Annotated in this window: 21 protein-coding genes; 10 read left to right on the forward strand and 11 right to left on the reverse strand. The window is 65.7% G+C overall.

The genetic code is table 11. The features are described from left to right. Positions 1-418 precede the first annotated feature (418 nt). Positions 419-553, forward strand: a complete 135-nt coding sequence (locus ACT4OC_RS17170) for a hypothetical protein (RefSeq protein ID WP_444840211.1) — start codon at positions 419-421, stop codon at positions 551-553. Between the two features lie 245 nt (positions 554-798). Continuing rightward, the gene (locus ACT4OC_RS17175; protein WP_444840212.1) at positions 799-975 is read left to right on the forward strand and encodes a hypothetical protein; all 177 of its coding nucleotides are present in this window, start codon (positions 799-801) and stop codon (positions 973-975) included. Between the two features lie 21 nt (positions 976-996). On the opposite strand, the gene ACT4OC_RS17180 is transcribed toward ACT4OC_RS17175, so the two are convergent. Beyond that, positions 997-1,227, reverse strand: a complete 231-nt coding sequence (locus ACT4OC_RS17180; RefSeq protein ID WP_444840213.1) for a hypothetical protein — start codon at positions 1,225-1,227, stop codon at positions 997-999. Positions 1,228-1,289: 62 nt separating this feature from the next. Continuing rightward, positions 1,290-1,577, reverse strand: a complete 288-nt coding sequence (locus ACT4OC_RS17185) for a hypothetical protein (protein ID WP_444840214.1) — start codon at positions 1,575-1,577, stop codon at positions 1,290-1,292. A gap of 122 nt (positions 1,578-1,699) precedes the next feature. Between ACT4OC_RS17185 and ACT4OC_RS17190 the strand changes: the two genes are divergently transcribed. Next, positions 1,700-2,155, forward strand: coding sequence for a PaaI family thioesterase (locus ACT4OC_RS17190; RefSeq protein ID WP_444840215.1), 456 nt, complete (start codon positions 1,700-1,702; stop codon positions 2,153-2,155). A 131-nt stretch (positions 2,156-2,286) separates the two neighbouring features. Further along, entirely contained in the window at positions 2,287-2,532 is a 246-nt protein-coding gene (locus ACT4OC_RS17195) for a PilZ domain-containing protein (RefSeq protein ID WP_444840216.1), read from the forward strand. Here ACT4OC_RS17195 and ACT4OC_RS17200 read toward each other — a convergent pair. Then, positions 2,529-3,986 carry a caspase family protein gene (locus ACT4OC_RS17200; RefSeq protein ID WP_444840217.1) on the reverse strand — a complete coding sequence of 486 codons (1,458 nt, stop codon included), beginning with the start codon at positions 3,984-3,986 and terminating at the stop codon, positions 2,529-2,531. The two genes, ACT4OC_RS17195 and ACT4OC_RS17200, sit on opposite strands and share 4 nt — an antisense overlap. A gap of 234 nt (positions 3,987-4,220) precedes the next feature. On the opposite strand from ACT4OC_RS17200, the gene ACT4OC_RS17205 reads away from it, so the two are divergent. Next, on the forward strand, positions 4,221-4,598 hold the full coding sequence (locus ACT4OC_RS17205; RefSeq protein WP_444840218.1) for a hypothetical protein: 378 nt from the start codon (positions 4,221-4,223) through the stop codon (positions 4,596-4,598). Here ACT4OC_RS17205 and ACT4OC_RS17210 read toward each other — a convergent pair. The 3 genes from ACT4OC_RS17210 to ACT4OC_RS17220 all read right to left on the reverse strand — a co-directional run bounded on the left by ACT4OC_RS17210 (position 4,534) and on the right by ACT4OC_RS17220 (position 7,581). Further along, positions 4,534-5,466 (reverse strand): AMP-binding protein, encoded by a 933-nt coding sequence (locus ACT4OC_RS17210; RefSeq protein ID WP_444840219.1) that lies wholly within the window; start codon positions 5,464-5,466, stop codon positions 4,534-4,536. The two genes, ACT4OC_RS17205 and ACT4OC_RS17210, sit on opposite strands and share 65 nt — an antisense overlap. Positions 5,467-5,521: 55 nt before the next feature. Beyond that, positions 5,522-6,643, reverse strand: coding sequence for a DUF5938 domain-containing protein (locus ACT4OC_RS17215; protein ID WP_444840220.1), 1,122 nt, complete (start codon positions 6,641-6,643; stop codon positions 5,522-5,524). 134 nt (positions 6,644-6,777) lie between these two features. After that, positions 6,778-7,581 (reverse strand): SDR family NAD(P)-dependent oxidoreductase, encoded by an 804-nt coding sequence (locus ACT4OC_RS17220; RefSeq protein WP_444840221.1) that lies wholly within the window; start codon positions 7,579-7,581, stop codon positions 6,778-6,780. Positions 7,582-7,815: 234 nt separating this feature from the next. Between ACT4OC_RS17220 and ACT4OC_RS17225 the strand changes: the two genes are divergently transcribed. Next, complete coding sequence (locus ACT4OC_RS17225; protein WP_444840222.1) at positions 7,816-8,418, forward strand: TetR/AcrR family transcriptional regulator; 603 nt, start codon at positions 7,816-7,818, stop codon at positions 8,416-8,418. 116 nt (positions 8,419-8,534) lie between these two features. Here ACT4OC_RS17225 and ACT4OC_RS17230 read toward each other — a convergent pair whose 3' ends face one another. Beyond that, the gene (locus tag ACT4OC_RS17230) at positions 8,535-10,289 is read right to left on the reverse strand and encodes a ShlB/FhaC/HecB family hemolysin secretion/activation protein (protein WP_444840223.1); all 1,755 of its coding nucleotides are present in this window, start codon (positions 10,287-10,289) and stop codon (positions 8,535-8,537) included. A 130-nt stretch (positions 10,290-10,419) separates the two neighbouring features. Here ACT4OC_RS17230 and ACT4OC_RS17235 point away from each other — a divergent pair, with 130 nt between their 5' ends. After that, a complete protein-coding gene (locus tag ACT4OC_RS17235) occupies positions 10,420-11,541 on the forward strand; it encodes a FecR domain-containing protein (RefSeq protein ID WP_444840224.1) in 1,122 nt (373 codons plus the stop codon). Between the two features lie 48 nt (positions 11,542-11,589). Beyond that, positions 11,590-14,316, forward strand: a complete 2,727-nt coding sequence (locus ACT4OC_RS17240) for an EAL domain-containing protein (protein WP_444840225.1) — start codon at positions 11,590-11,592, stop codon at positions 14,314-14,316. A 10-nt stretch (positions 14,317-14,326) separates the two neighbouring features. Here ACT4OC_RS17240 and ACT4OC_RS17245 read toward each other — a convergent pair whose 3' ends face one another. The 4 genes from ACT4OC_RS17245 to ACT4OC_RS17260 all read right to left on the reverse strand — a co-directional run bounded on the left by ACT4OC_RS17245 (position 14,327) and on the right by ACT4OC_RS17260 (position 19,327). Continuing rightward, positions 14,327-14,683 carry a carboxymuconolactone decarboxylase family protein gene (locus tag ACT4OC_RS17245; RefSeq protein WP_444840226.1) on the reverse strand — a complete coding sequence of 119 codons (357 nt, stop codon included), beginning with the start codon at positions 14,681-14,683 and terminating at the stop codon, positions 14,327-14,329. Between the two features lie 10 nt (positions 14,684-14,693). Further along, positions 14,694-17,921, reverse strand: coding sequence for an efflux RND transporter permease subunit (locus ACT4OC_RS17250; protein ID WP_444840227.1), 3,228 nt, complete (start codon positions 17,919-17,921; stop codon positions 14,694-14,696). Further along, complete coding sequence (locus tag ACT4OC_RS17255; protein ID WP_444840228.1) at positions 17,918-18,922, reverse strand: efflux RND transporter periplasmic adaptor subunit; 1,005 nt, start codon at positions 18,920-18,922, stop codon at positions 17,918-17,920. Before ACT4OC_RS17255 ends, ACT4OC_RS17250 begins: the two co-directional genes overlap by 4 nt. A gap of 105 nt (positions 18,923-19,027) precedes the next feature. Then, positions 19,028-19,327 (reverse strand): ArsR/SmtB family transcription factor, encoded by a 300-nt coding sequence (locus tag ACT4OC_RS17260; protein WP_444840262.1) that lies wholly within the window; start codon positions 19,325-19,327, stop codon positions 19,028-19,030. Positions 19,328-19,442: 115 nt separating this feature from the next. Here ACT4OC_RS17260 and ACT4OC_RS17265 point away from each other — a divergent pair, with 115 nt between their 5' ends. Both ACT4OC_RS17265 and trxC read left to right on the forward strand, forming a co-directional pair. Beyond that, entirely contained in the window at positions 19,443-20,729 is a 1,287-nt protein-coding gene (locus ACT4OC_RS17265) for an NAD(P)/FAD-dependent oxidoreductase (protein ID WP_444840229.1), read from the forward strand. Beyond that, the gene (trxC, locus tag ACT4OC_RS17270) at positions 20,726-21,169 is read left to right on the forward strand and encodes a thioredoxin TrxC (RefSeq protein ID WP_444840230.1); all 444 of its coding nucleotides are present in this window, start codon (positions 20,726-20,728) and stop codon (positions 21,167-21,169) included. Before ACT4OC_RS17265 ends, trxC begins: the two co-directional genes overlap by 4 nt. Positions 21,170-21,171 lie beyond the last annotated feature (2 nt).

Below are 21,171 nucleotides of genomic sequence, written 5' to 3' on the forward strand. Positions count from 1 at the left end.
GCGTTTCGCCCGGTGCAAGCACCTGACGCAGCAAGCGGCCCATCGCAACCCGCACCACGTTTCGTGACGATCGCGAAACGTCCCTCACGGTGGCACGGGCTGGGGAGACGTATAGTTCTGATTTGCGCAATTGTCAAGACTCTTTCTGATTATTTGAATTTAACTTCCGACTATATGAACAAGGGACGGCCGATTCCCCTGCCTTGGCCGGCCGGCCCCGGGGCGGCCCTCGACCGCGGGTACGCCGGACCGGTTGCCGGTTGGGGATTTCCGGCCCGTCCGCCCGGCGGCCAATTCCCTGCCCGCACCGGCGGCAGCCGGCCCACCTCCGGTATCATCCGTAGTTGCCCGGAGGCTCGCCCGACCCCTAATTGCGGCGATGGGCCGTCATATTCTCTTCAAATGCCCGCGTACCGGCATGAAGGTGCAGCATTGGCTGGACAAGGTGCCGCCGGAGCAGTCCGACGATGAGTACAAGTCAGTCGCTTGTCCGGCCTGCACGCTGACGCACTTCATCCATCGCGAGACCGGCAAGCTGCTGGGCGAAAAATGAGGCTGCCGCCGGTTCCCCGTTAGCCTAAGGCGGACAAGACGGATACGGGTGCAGCTCTTGCGATGTCGGCCGCTCAAGATACCCCGGGCGTGGTTGATGCTTGACGGCCGCAGGCTGGCCGGCACCTTCAGCGGGATGCCGCTGAAACTTCTCGCCTTTGTGCACTTCGATACAGATTTTCGGGAACGAACGGGCGGTTCGGGCGTCGTCAAGCCAGAGCAAATCCGGCGTGGGGAATCTCTATCGTGGTGGGTCGACTTTACGTAAAGCGTCAGGCGGCATTCCTGCTCAAATTCGCCAGGGCCACATCCAATCCAGAGCTGGCAGCGGTCCTCGTTGAGAAGGCGGCCGACCTGAAGGCGCAGGCCGAACCGCAGCCGCGGGCCGAGGACAAGAGCCCGGTGGCCCCCGACGTCGAGTAGCCGCAGCCGGCCCGGCAACCGCTAATCCGCACTCGACAGCCGCCGCATGGTGAATTCGATCGCGCCGTCCGGCAGCTCGCGCCAGCTCTCCACCGAGCTCATATAGGCCTGCTTGGGATAGCGGTCGAGGAAATCGCGCGCCCGCCGCCGCGCCGCCTCGCGCGGCAGCGTGAAGGTCTCGCGCACGAAGCCGTCCGCGGCGGGACGGCGGTCCGCCATGCGGCTTGCGAGATCGCGCGGGCGAAACGCCATGCCGAAAGCTCCAGACCAGGAAACGACAGCCTAATATAGGACTGCGGAAGCGGCTTTCCGAGTCAGTTCGAGGTGCTGCCGGTCCTGGTCTTCGGCTTGGCGGGCGCGGCCGTCTTCGGCGCCTCGCTGCGCACGTTGCCCCAGGGATCGTTGGAAGCCTTGGCGTCAGGAATCTTCTTCAGCGATTCGCGGTAAGCCTTGTCCTTGATCGCGTCCGCTTCCTTCTCTTCCGGCGTCTTGCCCGGCTGGTCCGCCAGCAGGTTCACCGTCGGCGGAGACATCTGCGCCCCCGCCGGTCCAGCCAGCAGCGCCATCGCCGCGCCCACCACAACAGCGCCAATCATCCTCATCGGGAACTCCTCGCGTTTTCGACGGCCAAGATACGGCCTTGGGCCGGGCACTTTCAAGCGGGCGCGCTGTTCCCTTCGGCCCGTCCGCCCGTACAATGCGCCTCACATTCCAGCGAGGGAACATGCAGCAACGAAAAACGGCCGAATTCGGCATCGCTGAGGCACGGCGCATCCTGGGCGAGGTGTTCGCGCCCTGGGTCCAGGACCTCAACCTTTCCGTCGAGGCATTCGAGTTCGAGCCGTCGGGCGGCGCCGACTGGCAGCCCGGCGCGGTGCTGCGCCTGCCCTTCTCGGACCGGATCTGCCGTCATGGCGGCGTGATCTCCGGACAGGCGCTGATGGCCTTCGCCGACACCGCGATGGTGATCGCCAACCTCGCCGCCAACCGCGGCTATCGCCCAATGACGACGGTGGACCAGACCACGCATTTCATGCGCGCCGCCGCCGGCAGCGACGTGCTGGCGGACGCGCGAATCGTCCGCCTCGGCCGCACCATGAGCTTCGGCCGCGTCACCCTGACCGGCGCCGCCGACAACAAGCCGGTGGCCATGGTCTCAAGCGCGTTTGCGATGCTGTGATCGTCGCCAGGCTCGCGTGCATCATCGTAAACGAAAGCTGAACGGGCAGGCCTGCCGGGTCCGCGGTCGGATTCAACCGTTCGTAATTCGGCAACCGTAACGTCGGTGTCTTCGAGTGAAAGTTTCGTACCATGACGATGATCGAGAAACGCGCCGCACCGCGCTTCAAGGTGCTCAAGGGCGGGGTTGTCGCGATCGACGGCGGCAGCATTCCCTGTACCGTGCGCAACACGTCGTCGACCGGCGTGGCCGCCGACTTCGCGCAAGCCGTAGACCTGCCGCCGACGTTCACGCTCGTGATCGAGCGCGACCGGTTCGCGCGCCGCTGCCGTCCGGTGTGGAGCGTCCAGCGGCGCGTCGGAATGGCGTTCTGCTAGTACCGGCGGTAGTTGCCGCCGCTATAGCCGCCGCCGTCGGGATGACCGCCGCCATAGCCGGGGTCACGGCGATACCCGCCGCCGATGCCGATGCCGATCCCGATCGAGACCGGGGGCGGCGGCGGCGCGGCCTGATACACCACTGTGGGCGGCGGACGGCGGACGACGACGACTTCCTCGGGCTCGCGGGTCGGCTTCGGCTTGCTGGCGCGCTTGGCCGGCTTGGGCTCGACCTTCTTCGTGGGGGTGACGTCGACCTTCTTCTGCGTCGGCTGCAGCTGCGGTGCGGGCTGCGGGCCGCACGGGCACGTGTTGAGCGAGGCGTTCTGCACTGGCGCGGCCACCGCGGCGACGAATTCCGGCCGGTAGCGCAGCCGCTCGATCATCTTGCGCGCGGTGATGGTGAGATCGCTATCGGGATATTGCGCGAGGAACGCGCTGTAGCCGGCCGCCGTGTTGATCAGCACGGCCCGATTCCACGCCACCAGGCGGCGATGGCGGTCGAGCCAGTCCCTGGCCTGCAGGCCGCGCGTGGTGCCCGCATAAAGGGCGGCGAACGCTTCGTAGGATTCGTCGCTGCCGTCGGCGACCATGATCTCGTTGGCGGCCTCGACCGGCTTGCCTCTCAGCTCGCGCGTCCACTCCTGCACGGTCTTCTTCGCGGCGGCGAGCTTCGGGCCGGGCGCCGCGGCGCCGATGAACTTGAAATCCTCCGTCAGCGACGAGGAATCCCACGGCGTCTGCCGGCCGTCGGTCGCCTTGTTCACGGCAACCCGCACGCGCTTGAAGGTTTCCTCGATCGGAATGTTCGGCTGCTTGGCCGCTTCGAGCAGCGCCGTGGTGTACGGGCTGTTGGCGCCGCTGCCGTCCTCGGCGACCGCGCCGGGCGATGTCGAGAAGGACACGAAGGTGCCGGGCGCACCGACCTTGGCATCGACGATCGCAAGCCCGCTGCCGGTGCTCCTGCTCACCGCGGGAAACGGATTGTTGCGGCAGGAATCCAGCAGGAAGAATCGCATCCGGCTCGGCACCGAGGCGAAGGTGTTGAGCACGTCGTTGAGCCGCACCGCCTGCATCGGAATGTCGGCCTCGCGCCTGGGATCGACGTCGGTGGGGATCAGGAAATTCTCGCCGTCGACCTGGATGCCGTGGCCGGCATAGAACACCAGCGCGACCGTGTCGGATCCCTTGGCCGCGACCTTGCCCGCGAAATCGGAGAACGCGCCGCGCATCTCGCTCTGCGTCAGATCGGACGCCGACGACACCTCGAACCCGGACGCGGTGAGAAGCTGCGTCATCGCCTTGGCGTCGTTGCCGGGATTGGGCAGCGCCGTAACCGATTTGTAGGCGGATTGCCCGATCACCAGCGCCAGGCGACTCTCGGCCCATGCCGGTGCGGCGGTGAGAAGGATCGTGGCAGGAATAATGGCTCTGAGGAGCTTGCGATATGACATGGGGCGGCCTCCCGCTTTGCAGGCTGTCATTTGGTCATAGCGCAGCATGCAATGGTTCAACTGTGCGCCAGGTCACGCACCCCCGCGCGCAGCCAATTTGTCGCAGCCTTCAGCAATTGTTGATCGACAGTGACGCCCGGAGGTTGCGCAAATTGGCGGCAGATCGCTTAAATATGCAGTCCGCATGGGGACAGAACGGGCGGGATGCGGCGGTTCCTGACAAGATTTGCGACGATGGCAGGAGCGGCGTTGCTGCTCTCGGGTTGCGGGTTCGCCGACATGCGCGCGCCGCTGCCGGAATTCATGCGCGCCAAGGCGCCCGATCCGGCGCCGCCGGATCCGCCGCCCGACGTCAAGCAGCTGATGCGCGACAATCTGGAGCGGGTCTTCACGTCAGCGTCGCAGCCGGCGCACGTGCGCGTCTCCGCGCCGCGGCATGAACCCGCCGGCACGAACTGGACCGCCTGCGTCCGGGCCGACCTCAACTCGGTGATCGGCAAGCCGCTGGGCACCCAGACCTATCGCCTCACCGTCAACGCCGGCGCCATCATCGACCGCCGGCGCGTCGAGGATGACGACAACTGCAGCTCCGAAACCTACGAGCCGATCTAGTTCCGCGGAATGCCTGTGCGCGATCCGATGCGGCGGCGGCAATTGAGTGCACTGTCACCGTAATTCCGAGCTCGGCGCTGTCGAGCTGCGGATGATCGAGCAGCATGTAGATCACGGTCGGCGGCAAAAACGTGTGGGTGACGCGATGGCTCCCGATCAGGGCGAGGAACTCGCCGATATCGGGGTGATGCATGATGACGATCCGCCCGCCGAGCGCCATCACGGGGAAGCACAACACGCCCGCGGCATGCGTCAGCGGCGCCAGCGCGAGGTAGGTCGGACGCCCCTTGAACGGGTAGCTCATCAAGGTGAGCGCCGTCATCGTCTCGATATTCCGACCCGACAGCATCACCCCCTTGGGTTTCCCGGTGGTGCCGCCGGTGCCCGGCAACATGACGAGGTCATCGACCGGCTCGCGCTGGAAAAATCCGACGTCATCGGACAGCCAGGCGTCGAACGATACGGCGAACGGCAATGCAGCGTCGAGGCACACCAGCGCCCGCAGCTTCGGCAGATTCGGGCGGATCTTCTCCACCATGCCGGCGAAACTGGAATGAAACAGCAGCAGGCTGCAGTCGAAGTCATCGAGGATGAGCTGGTTCTCCGCCGCCTCGTTGCGCGGATTGACCGGACACCAGACCGCACCCGCGCGCGAAATGCCGAACACGCAGGCGAACGCAATAGGGTCGTTGCCCGAAAGGATGGCGACCTTGTCGCCGGCGGCGATATCGGTCTGCACCAGGCTGCGAGCGATCCGGTAGCTCAGCCGCTGCACGTCGGCGTAGCTCAGGTCGCGGCCATCCATGGTCAGGCACGGCGCGTCCGCGCCGAGCGATGCACCTTTGTCGAGATAGTCGATCAGCCGCATGGCCGTCTCCGCGCGGAAAGAGGCCGGCGCGGACCATGCCGCGCCGGCGCAGCCGTCAATTATGGACGGTCAGGATCGGGTTCATCACCAGGCCGAAGCTACGCAGCTGGCCGAGCAATTCGCGGTGACCGAACGCCTGGCAACCCGACGCGAAGCCGACCTTCTTCGGTGGGGTCTGCAGCAGTGAGAAAGCCGCATAGGCCTGCAGCATCCCGGTCTGCTTGTAGTTGCAGTTGCCGTGGATCACACAGTGCGCGCGGCCAAGCGGCCCGGAGGCGTAGACCGAATCGATCGAGGTGTTGATGCGTGGATTCTCCCGTGGCGGCATAGCCGCCTGAACGGTTGCGGCAATGTCGGCGAGAGCCTTCTCCTGCTGATCAGGCGGCAGCGGCTTGATTTTCTCCTTCACCATTTGAGTGGTCTGAACCACTCCCTCCATGACGGGGCGCGCGAGAACGCCGCCGAGCACGCGACAATTCGAAACGCGCGGATCGTTCCTGAACCAGACCGGATGTGCGGTACCGCCCCATGGCACGGCAATGGCGGTTTCGTGCTGGCCCGGAACCACGACGTCGGCCCGAGTGGTGACGTCCCATTCGACAAACTTGTTCTGCTCGAGATAGTACCAGTTTGCCTTCAGGATCGTGAAGATCGTCTGCGTCGAGGCGTAGGTCGGAAAGCCCTTCCAGAACACCAGGATGTCAAGCGTGTCGAGGCCGGGGTGTTCGAGACAGATGTTGGCGGCGATTTCCCCCGTCGTATACATCTGCGCGACGTTCGGCGCGAGCAGCAGGTTTTTTGCCGCAAATTGATTGCCCCAGGTCTCCTGACACTTCAGCACCCAGTCCTGTTCGCCGGTCGTATCGCTGTAATGGCAGCCGGCATTCAGGCAGGCTTCCACGACTTCGCTGCCGTACTTGATGAACGGGCCGACCGTGTTGCTCACCGCCTTCGCGCCCCTGAACAGCTTGGTCAGCGCCTCGACGGTGTGCTCGACCTGGACGACTTCGTAGTCGGCGGTCTCGATGCCGGGGATCCTCTCGACCACGGCCTTGACCTTCGAAGCATCGCGGCCGGCGGCGATGAAGGGAACGTTGTATTCCCGCAGATATTCACAGACCAGCCGCCCGGTGTACCCGGACACGCCATAGACGACGACGGGGCGCTTCTCACTCATGTTGAATCCTCCTGATGATTTCGCGTTTTGATTTTGATCGCAGTTCAACTGCTGTCCGGACCTGACCAAGCGTCTCCGCTCCGAGAGGCGACTGCACCTCCCCGGCAACGTCGGTCAGGACGAAACGAGCGGCACTACATGCCCATACCGCCGTCGACCGGCAGTCCGGCTCCGGTGATGAAGCGTGCCTCATTGGAGCAGAGGAAAACCGCGGCGTCGGCGATGTCGCTGACCTCGCCGAGCCGGCCAAGCGGCGTCTGCTCGACGACCGACGCGACCGCGGCATTGGGGTCCGGCGCGAGCCCCACCTTGACGATGTCGCCGGCGAGCTGCATGCCCATGTCGGTCGGCACCAGACCCGGATAGAGGCAGTTGACCCTCACGCCGTAGCCGAGCTTGCCGGCCTCCATGGCCGCAACTCGCGTCATGCGGTCGACTGCAGACTTGGTCCCCGAGTACCCGGCGATGGCCGGAAAGGCGATCGTCGCGGCGACGGAGGCAATGTTGACGATCGCGCCGCCGGCCCCTGCCGCGCCGCCGGGACGCATCGCACGGAACGCGTGCTTCATGCCTAGCCCGACCCCGACGATATTGACGTCGCACATGCGACGCAGATCCTCGGGGCGCACATCGATGACGAGCGACGTGATCTCGATCCCAGCATTGTTGACGAGGATGTCGTAGCCGCCGAGCGTGGAAACGGTGGTTGCGACCGCCCTTTCCCACTGCTGGTCGTCGGTGACGTCGAGCTTCACAAATCCGGTCTTGGCGCCTGATTTCGCGATCGTCGCGGCGGTGTCCTTGCCGACGTCCTCGAGGATATCGGCGATCATGATTGCCGCGCCCGCATTTGCCAGGGCTTGTGCAATGGCCGCGCCGATACCCCGCGCGCCGCCGGTCACCAGGGCTTTCTTACCCGCAAGGGTTTTCACACTCATGACGTCTCCTCCGTTGGCCGATTTTCTTTACGACTGTCAAATTTTGTTTTGACAGTTGTTTAGTTTTATCTTTACGATTGTCAAGATTTTGTTTGACGATTGTCAAACATTTTTGGCGTGGCTAAGGTCGACCGCATTGGAGGAGGCGCGAATCGTCTTCGCTTCCCAACGGCAGAGCAAGACGAAGAACGGACGTCGATGGCGCAACAGATGGCGAGTGCGAGGAAGCGCGTTTTGGACGCGACCGAAGCGCTCAAGGAAGAGAAGTTCAATGCGCGCCGGCTCGAACTCGCCGAAGCCGCGCTAGAGACGCTGGGCGAGCTCGGCTACGCACGCACCTCCTTGCGTGAAATCGCGCAGAATTCCGCGTTTACGCATGGGGTCTTTCACTACTACTTCCGTGACAAGACGGATCTGATCTGCTGCTGCGTCGGCCACTATAAGGCCAAGTGTGTGACCCGCTACGATCAGGTCACGGCCAGTGCGCAAAGTCGCGAGGAACTGATGGAGGGATTTCTCGCCAAGCTCGCCGAAACCCTCCGCAAAGAGGCACGCATGCACCGCCTCTGGTATGATCTGCGCGCTCAGGCGCTGTTCGAGGACGCCTTCCGCAAGGACGTCGTCGAAATCGACAAGAGCCTCGAAAACATGATCTGGCGGATCGCCTCGCGCTATGCTGAACTCGGCGGCAAGCGCCCGGCGGTCTCTGCTGGTGTGCTCTACGCGCTGTTCGACGGGCTGTTTCAGAATGCCCTGCTAAGGTTCTTGTCGAACGACGATGGCGCCATTCCTGAATTGCAGGAAGAGGTTCGGCGACTAATGCCAACGATTTGCTGAATGGCTTGCGTTGTGGGCGATCTGGATGGCGCCGAATCATTGGCGCATGAGCGAGAACAAGCCGTGCCCGTTGCTTCAAACTCGCAGGCCTCGCGGCCCCTAGGGAAAAGGACGCGTTAGAGGCAGCGCGTCGTGGCGCGCTCCGGACAGAGCCGGAAGGCATTCGACAGCGTGAACAGGAAGCGCGGGTGCCGCGCAAAATTGTCCGGCGCGCGGTAGCCGAGCGGGACGGCGACGCCGAGATCGGCCTGCAGGTCGCGGCCGAGGAACAGGCGCACGCCGCCGCCCGCCGAGGTCAGCGCGGTGCCGTCGGAGGGACTAAGGCCGTCCCACCAGACGAGACCGCTGTCGACGAAGCTGTAGAGCTGGAAGCCGGTCAGGTATTTGTAGTTCAGCTTGTGGTCGAAGCGCAGCTCGAGCGAGCCGGCGATGCCGTTGTCGCCGCTGATCTCCGCGGCGCCATAGCCGCGCCCGAACGCGAGCCCGCCGAGATAGAACTGCTGCGACAGGTACATCGGCCCTGAGGCGACCTGCCCCGCGGAGGCAAGCTTCACCGACCAGGAATCGCTGAGCGTCTGGTAGCGCGTGAACCAGTAGTTCAGCGCCGAGAAGCTCGGCGAGGCTCCCGATACCGACGCCCAAGGGTCGTTGTTGCCGGAAGCGCCGAGGATGTCGAGCCCCTGCCGCCAGTTCACGGTGAGATAGTTGGTGCCGCGGAAATTGTCCTGCAGTCGATAGTCGCCGTTCAGGCTGAGGGTGCGGATCGCATCGCTGTAGAACGGCCCGAAGAAATCGCGCTCGGCCACGTTGGAAAAGCCCGCCGTCAAGGTCAGCGTCAAGGTCTGCTTCTGCGACTGCAGCGGAATGATGCTGGCGCGCAGCTCGAACGCCTCGGTCTTGGTGTTGTCGGCAAACAGCCTGCGCCAGTCGCCGGGCCACACCTCGCTGTAGAGGCCGGAAGCGCCGATCCGCAGGCCGTCGACACCGACCGGCGCGTCGTAGGACAATCGCGCGAAACGAAGCTGGCGCGGATCGCCGGGCGTGGTGGAGAGATTGAGCGCGAGCGTATCGCCCGGCGTCAGCATCGAATTGTAGGCGGCGGTCGCATAGCTCTGCCACGGCCCGACTGCGGAGGAGCCGAGATTGTCGACACCGAGAAACGCATAGACGTGCCAGGTCTTGACCGAGAGCACGAGGCGGAAATGTCCGCTCGCGGTGCCGATCTCCTCGATCTGCGTGTCGGTGATGCGCACGCCGGGCCGGCCATTGACCAGCATCAGCTGCCGCTCCAGCGTCGCCAGCCGCGACGGATGCTCGGCGAGCACTGGATCGAGCAACGCGCGGATGCCGAACCGTTCGGCGCCCTCGCCTTTCAATGCGAGCTCGGAAATCGCGGCCTCGATGACCTCGAAGCGGACCGTGCCGCCCGCGATATCTTGCGGCGGCACGATGGCGCGGCTGAGATGAAAGCCGGCGCCGCGGTAGGCCTCGCCGATATCAGCGGCGATCCTGACGAGATCGGCCTGCGACACCTTGCGGCCGATGAAGGGCTGCCAGGCGCCGGCAAGTCGAGCGGGCGGGATTGCGCGCGCACCGGTTAACGAAACGTTACGCAATACGACGATCGGAGTCGGGTCGGCCGATGTCTCCGATCGTTCGACGCGCGGCACCGCCGCACCGCGCCGGCCATCGGGGGTCTGGTCCGATTCCTGAGCGTCGAAGCGGCGTTCCAGCTGGCGAACGTCGACGCCAGGGGTCTGCTGGGCGTGGGCAGATACCGAAATTGCGAACAGGCTGAGCACAAGAGCGAACGCGACCCCGTAGTTCCACGGAGGAAGCGCAGCGCTCCGTTCATGCATCCTTAGCCCCATGATTTCTAATAGCTTTTTTATGGTCAATGAACGGTTAACGGCGCGCGCGTTAACCGGCAGCTTCAACTCACTCAATTTTGAAACTTTCCTCCTAGCCTGAGGCTCGAATTTTCGAGCTGAGGGAAGTGTCATGCGTACCCAGGAAGTTGCTCGCGCCGTTACTGCTGCCTTTGCGCTGGTCATCGCCTCGAGCGCATTCGCCGCCGACAACGGCACCTGGTCGGTGAAGAAATCGTCCGGCGAGGTCTGGATGGGCTCATCCGGCGTGCAGCAGGCCTCGGTGAAGGCGGACGAGGTGCTGAAGCCCGGCGACACCATCCGCACGGGGCGCAACGGCCGCGTTCTCCTGGTGCGCGGTGAAGAGAGCATCCTGATCGCGCCGAACTCGGTGGTCGGCCTGCCCGCCGAAAAGAAGGAAGGGCTCTCGACCACCATCAAGCAGCAGGCCGGCTCGATCCTGCTCGAGGTCGAGAAAAAGAACGTCAAGCATTTCGAGGTCGAGACCCCCTACCTCGCCGCCGTCGTCAAGGGCACGCAGTTCCGCGTCACCGTGAATGCCTCCGGCGCCACCGTCGACGTCGTTCGCGGCCAGGTCCAGGTTGCCGACTTCAGGACGGGCCAGATCGCGCAGGTCATGCCGGGCCAGCACGCCACCGCTTTCGCGCACGGCAATGCCGGCCTGTCGCTTGGCGGTGCGGGCGCGTTGCAGCCGATCCAGCACGGCCCGCCGCGCGCTTCCACGATCGAGCGCGTCCCGGTGCCGCGTAACGGCCTTTCCGCGCCGGGCAAACCGACATCGGCCTCGCTGCAGCCGCGCCAATCCATCGGCGGCCCGCGCCATGCCGCCACCCGGATTTCCTCCTCCCTTGGCGAGGTGCGGCTCAACGTCCATCGCGTGACCCACGGCCTCGCCCGCAATGCTGGCTCCGTGCACGGCGCGCGTAGCGTCGCCAGCCGCGAAACCACCGTCTGGAGCTCCGGCGAAGCCGGCGCGGGCAGCGGCAATAACGCCAACGCCAACGGCAACGGCAACGGCAACGGCAATGGTGGCAACAGCGGCTCTTCGGCCGGCGGCAATGGCGGTGGGAACGGCAACGGCGGCGGCAACGGCAATTCGTCCGTGGCGTCCACCGTTGCCAGCGTCGTGGGCTCCGGCACGGGCAATGGCAATAACGGCAACCATGGCAACGGAAACAACGGCAACCACGGCAACGGCAACAACGGCAACGGCAACGGCCGCGGTCATCGCTGACAAAGGACGCACGGCGAACTGAATCCGCTGCGGGGACGGGGGCACAAGGTGAAGAACTATCGGCCACACATGCTGGTCGCCGCGATGCTGGCGATCGCGCTGCTGACCAACTGGCCGGGCGCGCTACGCAACGTGCTGGTCGATCTACGCTTCGCCTGGCAGTCGCGCGCGGCGAGCGGCGACGTCGTCGTGATCGCGATCGATGCCCCCTCGATCGAGCGGATCGGCATCTGGCCGTGGCCGCGCCGGCTTCACGCCGAACTCTTGCAACGGCTCGATGCCGCGGGGATCAGCGACGTCGCCTTCGACGTCGACTTCTCCACGCCGTCCGATCCGGCTTCGGATCGCGCCTTCGTCGAGGCGCTGCGCGGCGCCGGCGGATCGACCGTGCTGCCGGCCTTCAAGCAACCCGGCACCAACGGCGGCACCTATTTCAACCGTCCGCTGCCGCAGTTCCGCGACCAGGCATGGACGGCGGTCGTCAACGTCGCGGTCGAGCCTGACGGGCTGGTGCGGCGCTACAGCTTCGGCCAGAAGCTGGACGCCGAGTTCCTGCCCTCGATGGGCGCGGTTCTCGCCGGACAGTTCGACGACAAGAGCCCGTCGTTCCTGATCGACTTCAGCATCCGCCCCGCGACGATCCCGCGAGTCTCGTTCATCGACGTGCTGCGCGGCGACGAGGCGACGCTGAACCGGCTCAAGGGCAAGAAGGTCGTCATCGGCGGCACCGCGCTCGAGCTCGGCGACCGCTTCTCGACGCCGAACGGCGGCATCGTCGCAGGGCCGGTGCTGCAGGCCGTGGCGGCCGAATCGATCCTGCAGAACCGCGTGCTGCACTGGACCTCCGCGGCCGTGACCTTCGCCGGCCTGCTGGCGCTGGCGCTTGCGACGATGCTGACCTGGCGGCGCTTCTCCGCCGGCGCACGCGCGGTCGCCCTCGCGTTCACCGCGCTCGTGGTCGAGGGTGCCGGCTTCGTGCTGCAGGCCCACTATCCGATCGTGCTCGACACCGCGTTGTTCCACATCGCGATCGTGGTCTATATCGCAGCCGTCGCGCTCGACGAGATCGACATTCGCGCCCTGCTCGGCCGTGTCGCCGAGAGCCGCTTCCAGCGCATTGCGAAGTCGCTCGGCGACGGCCTGATCTGCGTCGATTCCAATTACTTCATCACAGTGTGGAACCCCGGCGCCGCCGCGATCTTCGGCTATCGGCCCGAGGACATGATCGGCAAGCCGTTCGACATGATCTGCGCTAATGGCGCCGGCTCGGCGCTGTCGATCCGCGAAGCCGGCCGGCGCTCGACCGGCGACGTTATCGAGTTCGACGGCCGGCGCAGCAACGGCGAGGAGTTTCCCATCGAGGCGAGCCTCTTTGGCTGGCGAGGCACCGAGGGCTATCAATATGGCGCGATCCTGCGCGACATCTCGGTGCGCAAGCGCGAGCAGGAAAAGATACGCCATCTCGCCGAACACGACGCGCTGACGGGGCTCGCCAACCGCTACACGCTCGATGCCAGGCTCGCGGCGATGATCGCGCGCGCCGAAGCGGAGCATGGCGAAGTCGCGCTCCTTGTCGCCGGTCTCGACGGCTTTCAGCAGATCAACGACACCTTGGGCCATGCCAATGGCGATCTGGTGCTGCGCTCGGTAGCCGAGCGGCTGAACCTGCATGTCGGATCGAATGCTCTCGTCGCACGACTCTCCGGCGATGAATTCGCAATCGCCTTCCGCTGCGCCGACATGGCGGAAAGCGTGGCTTCCTTCGCCCAGCGCATCCGCCGCGCCTTCGACGAGCCGGTGCTGGCGGCTTCGCGGCCTCACCGCGTCAAGGTTTCCATCGGTGCGGCAGTATTTCCCGCCGGCGGCCGTTCCGCCGACGAGCTGCTCAGCAACGGTCATATCGCCTTCTATCGGGCCAAGGCGATCAAGCGCGGCGGCTATGTGGCGTTCGAGAACTCGATCCGCCAGGAGCTGGAGGCGCGCCTCACGCTGGAGCACGAGCTTGCGCACGCCGCCGAGCGCGGCGAGTTCGAGCTGTTCTATCAGCCGCAGGTCCATCTCGGCGATACCGAGCTGGTCGGCGCCGAGGCGCTGATCCGCTGGCGTCATCCGGTGCGCGGCCTGATCCCGCCGGGCGAATTCATGGCCGTGGTCAACACATCCGGAATTTCGGACCGCATTGCCGATTGGGTGCTGCGGACCGCCTGCCGGCAGGCGCGCGCCTGGGAGCTCGCCGGTCATCCCTTGCGTGTCGGCATCAACCTGTCGCCGTCGCAACTGCAATCCGGCGACCTCGCCAGGACCGTCGCGGAAGTGCTGGCGGCGACCGGCGTGACACCGCAGCTGATCGAGCTGGAGGTCACGGAAGACATCCTGCTCAAGGACGAGCAGCGCGTGCTCGACACCTTCCTGCGCATCCAGAAGCTCGGCGTGCGCCTGGTGTTCGACGATTTCGGCACCGGCTATGCGAGCTTGAGCTACCTGAAGAAATTCCCCCTCGACGGCCTCAAGATCGACCGCTCCTTCGTGCGCGACTTGCTCACCGACTCCGACGACGCCGCCATCGTCTCCTCGACCGTCTCCCTCGGCAAACAGCTCGGGCTTTCGGTGATCGCCGAAGGCATCGAGAACCGCGCTACCGCAGACCTGCTCGCGACCATGGGCTGCGAGGAAGGCCAGGGCTACTATTTCGGCAAGCCGATGCCGGTCGCGGCGCTGGAGGAGCAGTTCCTCGGCGTCCAGGACAAGGTCCCGGCGGCCGAGCACGCGGCGTAAGGCGCGGCGTTCAGGCGGGGACCAACGCCTTCTCGAACTGCTCGAACGCGGCGATGGCGTCGGCGGCGTACATCAGCGAGGGACCACCGCCCATATAGACGGCCATGCCGAGCGTCTCCTCGATCTCCTGACGCGTGGCGCCGAGCCGAACCAGCGCCTCGGCATGGAAACCGATGCAGCCGTCGCAATGCGCGGCGACGCCGAGCGCGAGCGCGATCAGCTCCTTGGTCTTCTTGTCGAGCGCGCCGTCGCGGGTTGCCGCCTTGGCAAGCGCGGAGAATGCCTGCATCGTGTCGGGAACGCCGGTGCGCAGCTTCTTCAGGTTGGCGGAGATGTCGGCGCAGACTTCGGAATAGTTCTTCTTCATCGCTTCCTCTTCAGGTGGGTTCGGCAGGGAGCTGCGCTTCGGGAGGTGCCCGCAGCGCGACGTAGATGGCGGGAATGACCAGCACGGTCAGCAGCGTCGACGAGGCGAGGCCGAACAACAGCGAGATCGCAAGGCCCTGGAAGATCGGATCGAGCAGGATGGTGGCGGCGCCGATCATGGCGGCCAGTGCCGTGAGCAGGATCGGCTTGAAGCGGACGGCGCCGGCCTGAAGCACGATCTCGCGCAGCGACTTTCCTTCGGCGCCGCTGTGGCGGATGAAGTCGACCAGCAGGATCGAGTTGCGGACGATGATGCCGGCCAGCGCGATGAACCCGATCATCGAGGTGGCGGTGAATGGCGCCCCGAGCAGCCAGTGGCCGATCAGGATTCCGATCAGGGTCAGCGGGATCGGCGTCAGGATCACCAGCGGCAGGCGGAAGCTGCCGAACTGGGCGACCACCAGCACGTAGATGCCGAGGATGGCCGCGCCGAAAGCTGCGCCCATGTCGCGGAAGGTGACATAGGTGATTTCCCATTCGCCGTCCCACAGCAGCGTGGGGCGCGATTCGTCCGCGGGCTGCCCATGCAGGCCGATCGCAGGCTTCGGCAGCTTGCCCCAATCGTGGGCGTCGATGCGGTTGGCGACCGCCAGCATGCCGTACAACGGGGCCTCGAAGCGGCCGGCGAGCTCCGCCATCACCATGTCGGCGAAGCGGCCGTCGCGGCGGAAGATCGCCGGCGAGCCGTCCTCGACGGTCGCCTTCACAACCTGGCCCAGCTCGACCACGGTCTTGCTTCCGGGCAGCGTATTGGCCGGCACCGGCGTCGAGGCGAGCGCCTCGTCCCAGGAAAGGCCGCGCTTGGGCAATCGCACCGCGATCTCGATCGGATTGCGGTCTTCTCCGCGGTGCGAGTACCCGATCGAAATGCCGCCGAACAGTGCCTGGATCGTATCGTAGACGTCGCGCTGCTCGACGCCGAAGAACTCGAGCCGGTCCTGGTCGATCGACAGGCGCAGCCGCGGCCGGCTTTCGCCGATCGAATCGTCGATGTCGACGATGAACGGCACTTCGGCAAACAGCTTCTTCAGTTCAGTGGTGACCGCGCGGCGCGTCGCCGCATCCGGGCCGTAGATTTCCGCCTGCAGCGTCGCCAGAACCGGCGGCCCCGGCGGCACCTCGACGACCTTGATGCTGGTGCCGGCGGGAGCGCCGAGCGCCTTGAGCCTTTGCCTGAGATCGAGCGCGATGTCGTGGCTGGCGCGCTTGCGCTCGCCTCGCGAGGTCAGGTTGATCTGCAGCTCGCCCAGTTCCGGCCGCTCGCGCAGGTAATAGTGCCGAACGAGGCCGTTGAAATTGAACGGCGCCGGGGTGCCGGCATAGGATTGCAGCGTGGTCACCTCCGGCAATTGGCGCGCGATCCCGGCCGCAGCGAACAGCGTGCGCTCCGTCGCCTCGAGGCTGGCTCCCTCGGGGAGGTCGACCACGACCGCAATTTCGGACTTGTTGTCGAACGGCAGCAGCTTGACCGTCACCGACTTGGTCGCGAACAGGACCATCGACAGCAGCGTGGCGATGCCGACGCCGATCAGGAAGATCCAGGCCGAGCGCTTGCTGCGGACGACATGGCCGGCGATGCGCCGGTAGACGCCGCCGAGCAGGCCCTCCTCGTGATCGTGACCGGCATGAGCAGCCGCCGGCTCGCCCTTCGGCGCCAGTCGCAGCATCAGCCACGGCGCCACCACAACGGCGACGAAGAACGAGAACAGCATCGCGGCCGACGCGTTCGCCGGGATCGGCGCCATGTACGGCCCCATCAACCCGGACACGAACAGCATCGGCAGCAGCGCCGCGACGACGGTGAGCGTCGCGACGATGGTGGGATTGCCGACTTCCGCGACCGCCTCGATGGTGGCCTGCAGCCGCGGCCTGCCGTCGCGCATGGCCCAGTGCCGCGCGATGTTCTCGACCACGACGATGGCATCGTCGACCAGGATGCCGATCGAGAAGATCAGCGCAAACAGGCTGACGCGATTGATGGTGTAACCCATCAGGTTGGCGGCGAACATGGTCAGCAGGATCGTCGTCGGGATCACGACGAAGGTCACGACGGCCTCGCGCCAGCCGATCGCGATCGCGATCAGCACGACGATCGAGATCGTCGCGAGACCGAGGTGGAACAAAAGCTCGTTCGCCTTTTCGTTGGCGGTCTCGCCGTAGTCGCGGGTGATCGTGACCTGGATGTCCTCCGGGATGAGGCGGAGCTTCAGCCCTTCCAGGCGTTGCGAGATGTCCTCCGAGACCACGACCGCGTTGGCGCCGGCGCGCTTGGCGAGCGCGAGGCTGACCGCCGGCACGCGCGTCCATTGTCCCTTGTCGTCGCGCGCGTCGTTCCAGACCCGGTGCTCGGTGGCGCTCGGGCCGATGACGACGGACGCGACGTCCTTGACGTAGACCGGGCGGCCGTCCCGCGTCGTAATCAGCAGCAATCCGATGTCGGGAATGCCTGCGAGCGTCTGGCCCGCGGCAACGTTGCGCACCGTTCCGGCATCGCGGACCTGGCCCGCCAGGAACGAGCGATTGGCATCCTTCACCTTGGCGACCAGTTGTTGCAGCGTGATGCCGAACAGCGACAGCTTCTCCGGATCCGGCTCGACCCGGATCTGCTGCGGGCTGCCGCCGGAGATGTAGGTCAGGCCGACATTGTCGACCTTCATCAGCTCCGATCGCACCTTGTCGGCCAGCTCGTACAGATCCTTGTCGGCCCAGCGCTCTGCGGCTTCCGGTTTCGGCGACAGCGTCAACACGGTCACCGCGACGTCGTTGATGCCGCGGCCGACGATCAACGGCTCGGCGATGCCGACCGGGATGCGATCGAGATTGGCGCGCATCTTCTCGTGGACGCGCAGGATCGCGTCCTCGAACTTGGTGCCGACCAGGAAGCGGGCGGTGACCATCACCCGGTCGTCCTCGGTCTGGCTGTAGACGTGCTCGACGCCGTCGATGCCCTTGACGATGGACTCCAGCGGCTTGGTGACGAGCTCGACCGCGTCCGGTCCGCGCAGCCCGTCGGCCCTGACGCGGATATCGACCATCGGCACGCTGATCTGCGGCTCCTCCTCGCGGGGAATGACGACGATCGCGATCAGGCCGACGACCAGCGCGGCAAGCAGGAACAGCGGCGTCAGAGGCGAGCCGATCGTCGCCCTGGTGAGCCGGCCGGAAAGGCCGAGGTTCATGGCCGCACCAGCTGGTCGCCGGCGCGAACGCCCGACAGGATCTCGAGGCCGTCCGGAAGCGACGGACCCGGCAGCTCGCGGCCGCGCTGCACGGGGACGTCGATGGTCCGGCCCGCCTGCACGAGCCGGACATAGTCGATGCCGAAGCGGGTCTTCACATAGCTCGCGGGAATCACGAAAGCCGGACGGGAGCCGGCGGAAACCCACACCCGCAGCCGATCGCCGACGAAATACTCGCCAAGCCCCTCGACAGTGGCGTCCGCAATGACCCGGCCTTCCTCGATCTGCGGGTAGACGAGATCGATGACGCCGGACCTGGAAGCGCCATTGCCGAGCTCGGCGCCATCGATGCGAATCCGATCGCCGGTCTTCAGGAAGCGGGCGTGCCGCTCGGGCACCCGCAGGCGCAGCTTGAAGTTCTGCTGCGCGACGGTGACGACGGGGTCGCCCGGCAGGACGACGGAGCCGACGGTCACCAGCTTCTTCAGCACCCGCCCGTCGGACGGCGCCAGCACCTGGCCTTCGCTGAGCTGCTGATTGACGACGGCCCGCTCGGCAGTACGTGCGCGCAACCCGTTCTCCGCCACGTTGAGCGCGGTGCGCGCCTCGTCCAGCTTGACGCGCGGCAGCGTGCCGCGCTCGACCAGCCCCTCGATGCGCGTGAAATCGATCTGCGCCTGGTTGGCCTGCGCCTGCAAGGCTTCGATCTGGGCGTCCAGCGCCTTCATCTGCAGGCCCAGCTTCTCGTCGCCGATCGACGCGATCGCCTGGCCCCGGGTGACGCGGTCGCCTTCCCTGACGTTGAGCTGGACGACCGTGCCGCCGATGCGTCCGCGCGCCGGGACCACGCTGATGCTTTCCACGGTCGCGAAAACCGCTTTCTCGTCGGCCACCGACCGCTGCTCAACGGTCAGCGTCTCCGCCGCCGCGAGGCCGGCAGGCAGCGCAGCGGCCAAGACGACCAGCAACGGTCGCAACAACTCGATCGGTCGTGCAGTCATGGGAACCTTTCACCGCGCCGCGGTGTCCTGTTGTTCACTTCACCGGCAATGGCGAAGGCGTCGTTGATCTCGCTCAACGCACCGCCGCGCGGACGCTCATAAGTTTCACTTCGTCCTTGCGGACTTCGGCGCGCAGAAGACCTGATAGAGCGTCTTCAGGATCTCGCGCGCGGGTTCGCTGGCAATCGAATAGAAGATCGTCTGCGCCTCGCGCCGCGCCGATACCAGGCCATCCTTGCGAAGGAGCGCCAGATGCTGGGAAACGGTGGAATCCCGCAGATCGAGGAATTCGGCCAGTTCGCCGACCGAGCGTTCGTCGTCGATCAGCTGGCAGATGATCAGGAGCCGGTGCCGGTTGGAGAGCGCCTTGAGCAGATCGCTCGCCTGGTCGGCCGCCCGCTCCATCATTTCGCTATTTATTTTCATACTTGCGTATATACGAGAGTTCGCATATATAGTCAAGCGCTGCACGACGGCCGGAGCTGAACCGGCGACGCGGCCAACCAACGGAGGTGTGCCCATGGCGGAAGTCGTCGTAATCGGAGCCGGTCTGAGCGGAACGCTGATGGCCTATGAATTGCTGCCGCAGCTGCGAAAGGAGGATCGCCTCACCGTGATCTCGCAGGGCGCGGTCTATCATTTCGTCCCGTCGAATCCGTGGGTGGCGGTCGGCTGGCGCAAGCGCGACGAGATCGAAATCGATCTTGCCGATATCATGAAGCGCAAGGGAATTCGCCTGCTCACGCAGGGCGCCCAGCGCGTCCATCCTGCCGAGAACCGCGTCGAGCTCGCCGACGGTGCTTCCATCGACTACGATTATCTGGTGGTCGCGACCGGACCCGAGCTCGCCTTCGACGAAATTCCGGGGCTGGGCCCGCAGGGTCACACCCAGTCGGTCTGCCATGTCGACCATGCGGCGCACGCAAGTGAGGCCTTCGACAAGCTCGCAGCCAATCCGGGACCGGTGATCATCGGCGCCGTCCAGGGCGCCTCCTGCTTCGGTCCGGCCTACGAATTCCTCTTCATCCTGGAAACCGAGCTGCGCCGCCGCAAGCTGCGCGACCGCGTGCCGATGACCTTCGTCACCTCGGAGCCCTATATCGGGCATCTTGGCCTCGACGGCGTCGGCGACACCAAGGGCCTGCTCGAAAGCGAAATGCGCGAGAAGCACGTCAAGTGGATCACCAATGCGCGAGTCAAGGCCGTCGAAGACGGCAAGATGCATGTCGAGGAGCTCGCCGACGACGGCACCGTGCGCAAGACGCACGAACTGCCGTTCGCCTATTCGATGATGCTGCCGGCCTTCCGCGGCGTCGGTGCGGTTCGCGGCCTCGAGAAGCTGACCAATCCGCGCGGCTTCGTCATCGTCGACGAGCATCAGCGCAATCCGGCATTCCCCAACGTGTTCGCGGTCGGCGTTTGCGTCGCGATCGCCCCGCTCGGCGCGACGCCGGTCCCCGTCGGCGTACCGAAGACCGGCTTCATGATCGAATCGATGGTGACGGCCACCGCCCTCAACATCGGCGCCCTGCTCCGCGGCAAGCCGCCGGCGGCCCAGCCGACGTGGAACGCGATCTGCCTTGCCGACTTCGGCGATTCCGGCGTCGCCTTCCTGGCGCAGCCGCAGATCCCGCCGCGCAACGTCAACTGGTCATCCAAGGGCGAATGGGTCCACTACGCCAAGGTGGCGTTCGAGAAGTATTTCCTGCGCAAGATGCGGCGCGGCGAGAGCGAGCCGATCTACGAGCGCTTCCTCCTCGACAAGCTCAACATCGCCAAGATCAAGGAAGTCAGGACCGGCACATGAGCAAGATGCGGCAAATCGTCTGTGGGCAGTGCGGGCGGATCAACCGCCTGCCGGCCGAGCGCGCCGCGCAGGGCGCGCGCTGCGGCGCCTGCCACCAGGCGATCTTCACCGGACACCCCCTGGAAGTCGACGAGCGAGGCTTCGAACGCCACGTCGCCAACAGCGATATTCCCCTGCTCGTCGACGTGTGGGCACCGTGGTGCGGTCCGTGCCGCGCGATGGCGCCGATGTTCGAGCGCGCGGCGCAACAGCTCGAGCCGAAAGTCCGGCTGCTGAAACTCAACTCCGATGCCGCCCCTGCCCTGTCCTCGCGCCTTCGCATCAGCGGCATTCCAACCCTGCTGCTGATGCAAGGCGGCCGGGAAATCGCGCGTCACGCCGGAGCAATGGACGTGCGCAACATCGTCGCCTGGACCGAATCCGGCCTGGCCCGTTCCTGATT

The sequence above is a fragment of the Bradyrhizobium sp. genome (assembly GCF_052389815.1).
In the GTDB taxonomy this organism is placed as follows: domain Bacteria; phylum Pseudomonadota; class Alphaproteobacteria; order Rhizobiales; family Xanthobacteraceae; genus Bradyrhizobium.

Excerpts from the sequence above, each read along its gene's own strand:
- ACT4OC_RS17235 (WP_444840224.1), top strand. The coding sequence starts at position 10,420 with ATGCGTACCCAGGAAGTTGCTCGCGCCGTTACTGCTGCCTTTGCGCTG.
- ACT4OC_RS17265 (WP_444840229.1), top strand. The coding sequence starts at position 19,443 with ATGGCGGAAGTCGTCGTAATCGGAGCCGGTCTGAGCGGAACGCTGATG.
- ACT4OC_RS17170 (WP_444840211.1), top strand. The coding sequence starts at position 419 with ATGAAGGTGCAGCATTGGCTGGACAAGGTGCCGCCGGAGCAGTCCGAC.
- ACT4OC_RS17205 (WP_444840218.1), top strand. The coding sequence starts at position 4,221 with ATGGCAGGAGCGGCGTTGCTGCTCTCGGGTTGCGGGTTCGCCGACATG.
- ACT4OC_RS17260 (WP_444840262.1), bottom strand. The coding sequence starts at position 19,327 with ATGGAGCGGGCGGCCGACCAGGCGAGCGATCTGCTCAAGGCGCTCTCC.
- ACT4OC_RS17190 (WP_444840215.1), top strand. The coding sequence starts at position 1,700 with ATGCAGCAACGAAAAACGGCCGAATTCGGCATCGCTGAGGCACGGCGC.
- ACT4OC_RS17255 (WP_444840228.1), bottom strand. The coding sequence starts at position 18,922 with ATGACTGCACGACCGATCGAGTTGTTGCGACCGTTGCTGGTCGTCTTG.
- trxC (WP_444840230.1), top strand. The coding sequence starts at position 20,726 with ATGAGCAAGATGCGGCAAATCGTCTGTGGGCAGTGCGGGCGGATCAAC.
- ACT4OC_RS17195 (WP_444840216.1), top strand. The coding sequence starts at position 2,287 with ATGACGATGATCGAGAAACGCGCCGCACCGCGCTTCAAGGTGCTCAAG.
- ACT4OC_RS17185 (WP_444840214.1), bottom strand. The coding sequence starts at position 1,577 with ATGAGGATGATTGGCGCTGTTGTGGTGGGCGCGGCGATGGCGCTGCTG.
- ACT4OC_RS17180 (WP_444840213.1), bottom strand. The coding sequence starts at position 1,227 with ATGGCGTTTCGCCCGCGCGATCTCGCAAGCCGCATGGCGGACCGCCGT.
- ACT4OC_RS17210 (WP_444840219.1), bottom strand. The coding sequence starts at position 5,466 with ATGCGGCTGATCGACTATCTCGACAAAGGTGCATCGCTCGGCGCGGAC.
- ACT4OC_RS17220 (WP_444840221.1), bottom strand. The coding sequence starts at position 7,581 with ATGAGTGTGAAAACCCTTGCGGGTAAGAAAGCCCTGGTGACCGGCGGC.
- ACT4OC_RS17230 (WP_444840223.1), bottom strand. The coding sequence starts at position 10,289 with ATGGGGCTAAGGATGCATGAACGGAGCGCTGCGCTTCCTCCGTGGAAC.
- ACT4OC_RS17215 (WP_444840220.1), bottom strand. The coding sequence starts at position 6,643 with ATGAGTGAGAAGCGCCCCGTCGTCGTCTATGGCGTGTCCGGGTACACC.
- ACT4OC_RS17250 (WP_444840227.1), bottom strand. The coding sequence starts at position 17,921 with ATGAACCTCGGCCTTTCCGGCCGGCTCACCAGGGCGACGATCGGCTCG.
- ACT4OC_RS17200 (WP_444840217.1), bottom strand. The coding sequence starts at position 3,986 with ATGTCATATCGCAAGCTCCTCAGAGCCATTATTCCTGCCACGATCCTT.
- ACT4OC_RS17245 (WP_444840226.1), bottom strand. The coding sequence starts at position 14,683 with ATGAAGAAGAACTATTCCGAAGTCTGCGCCGACATCTCCGCCAACCTG.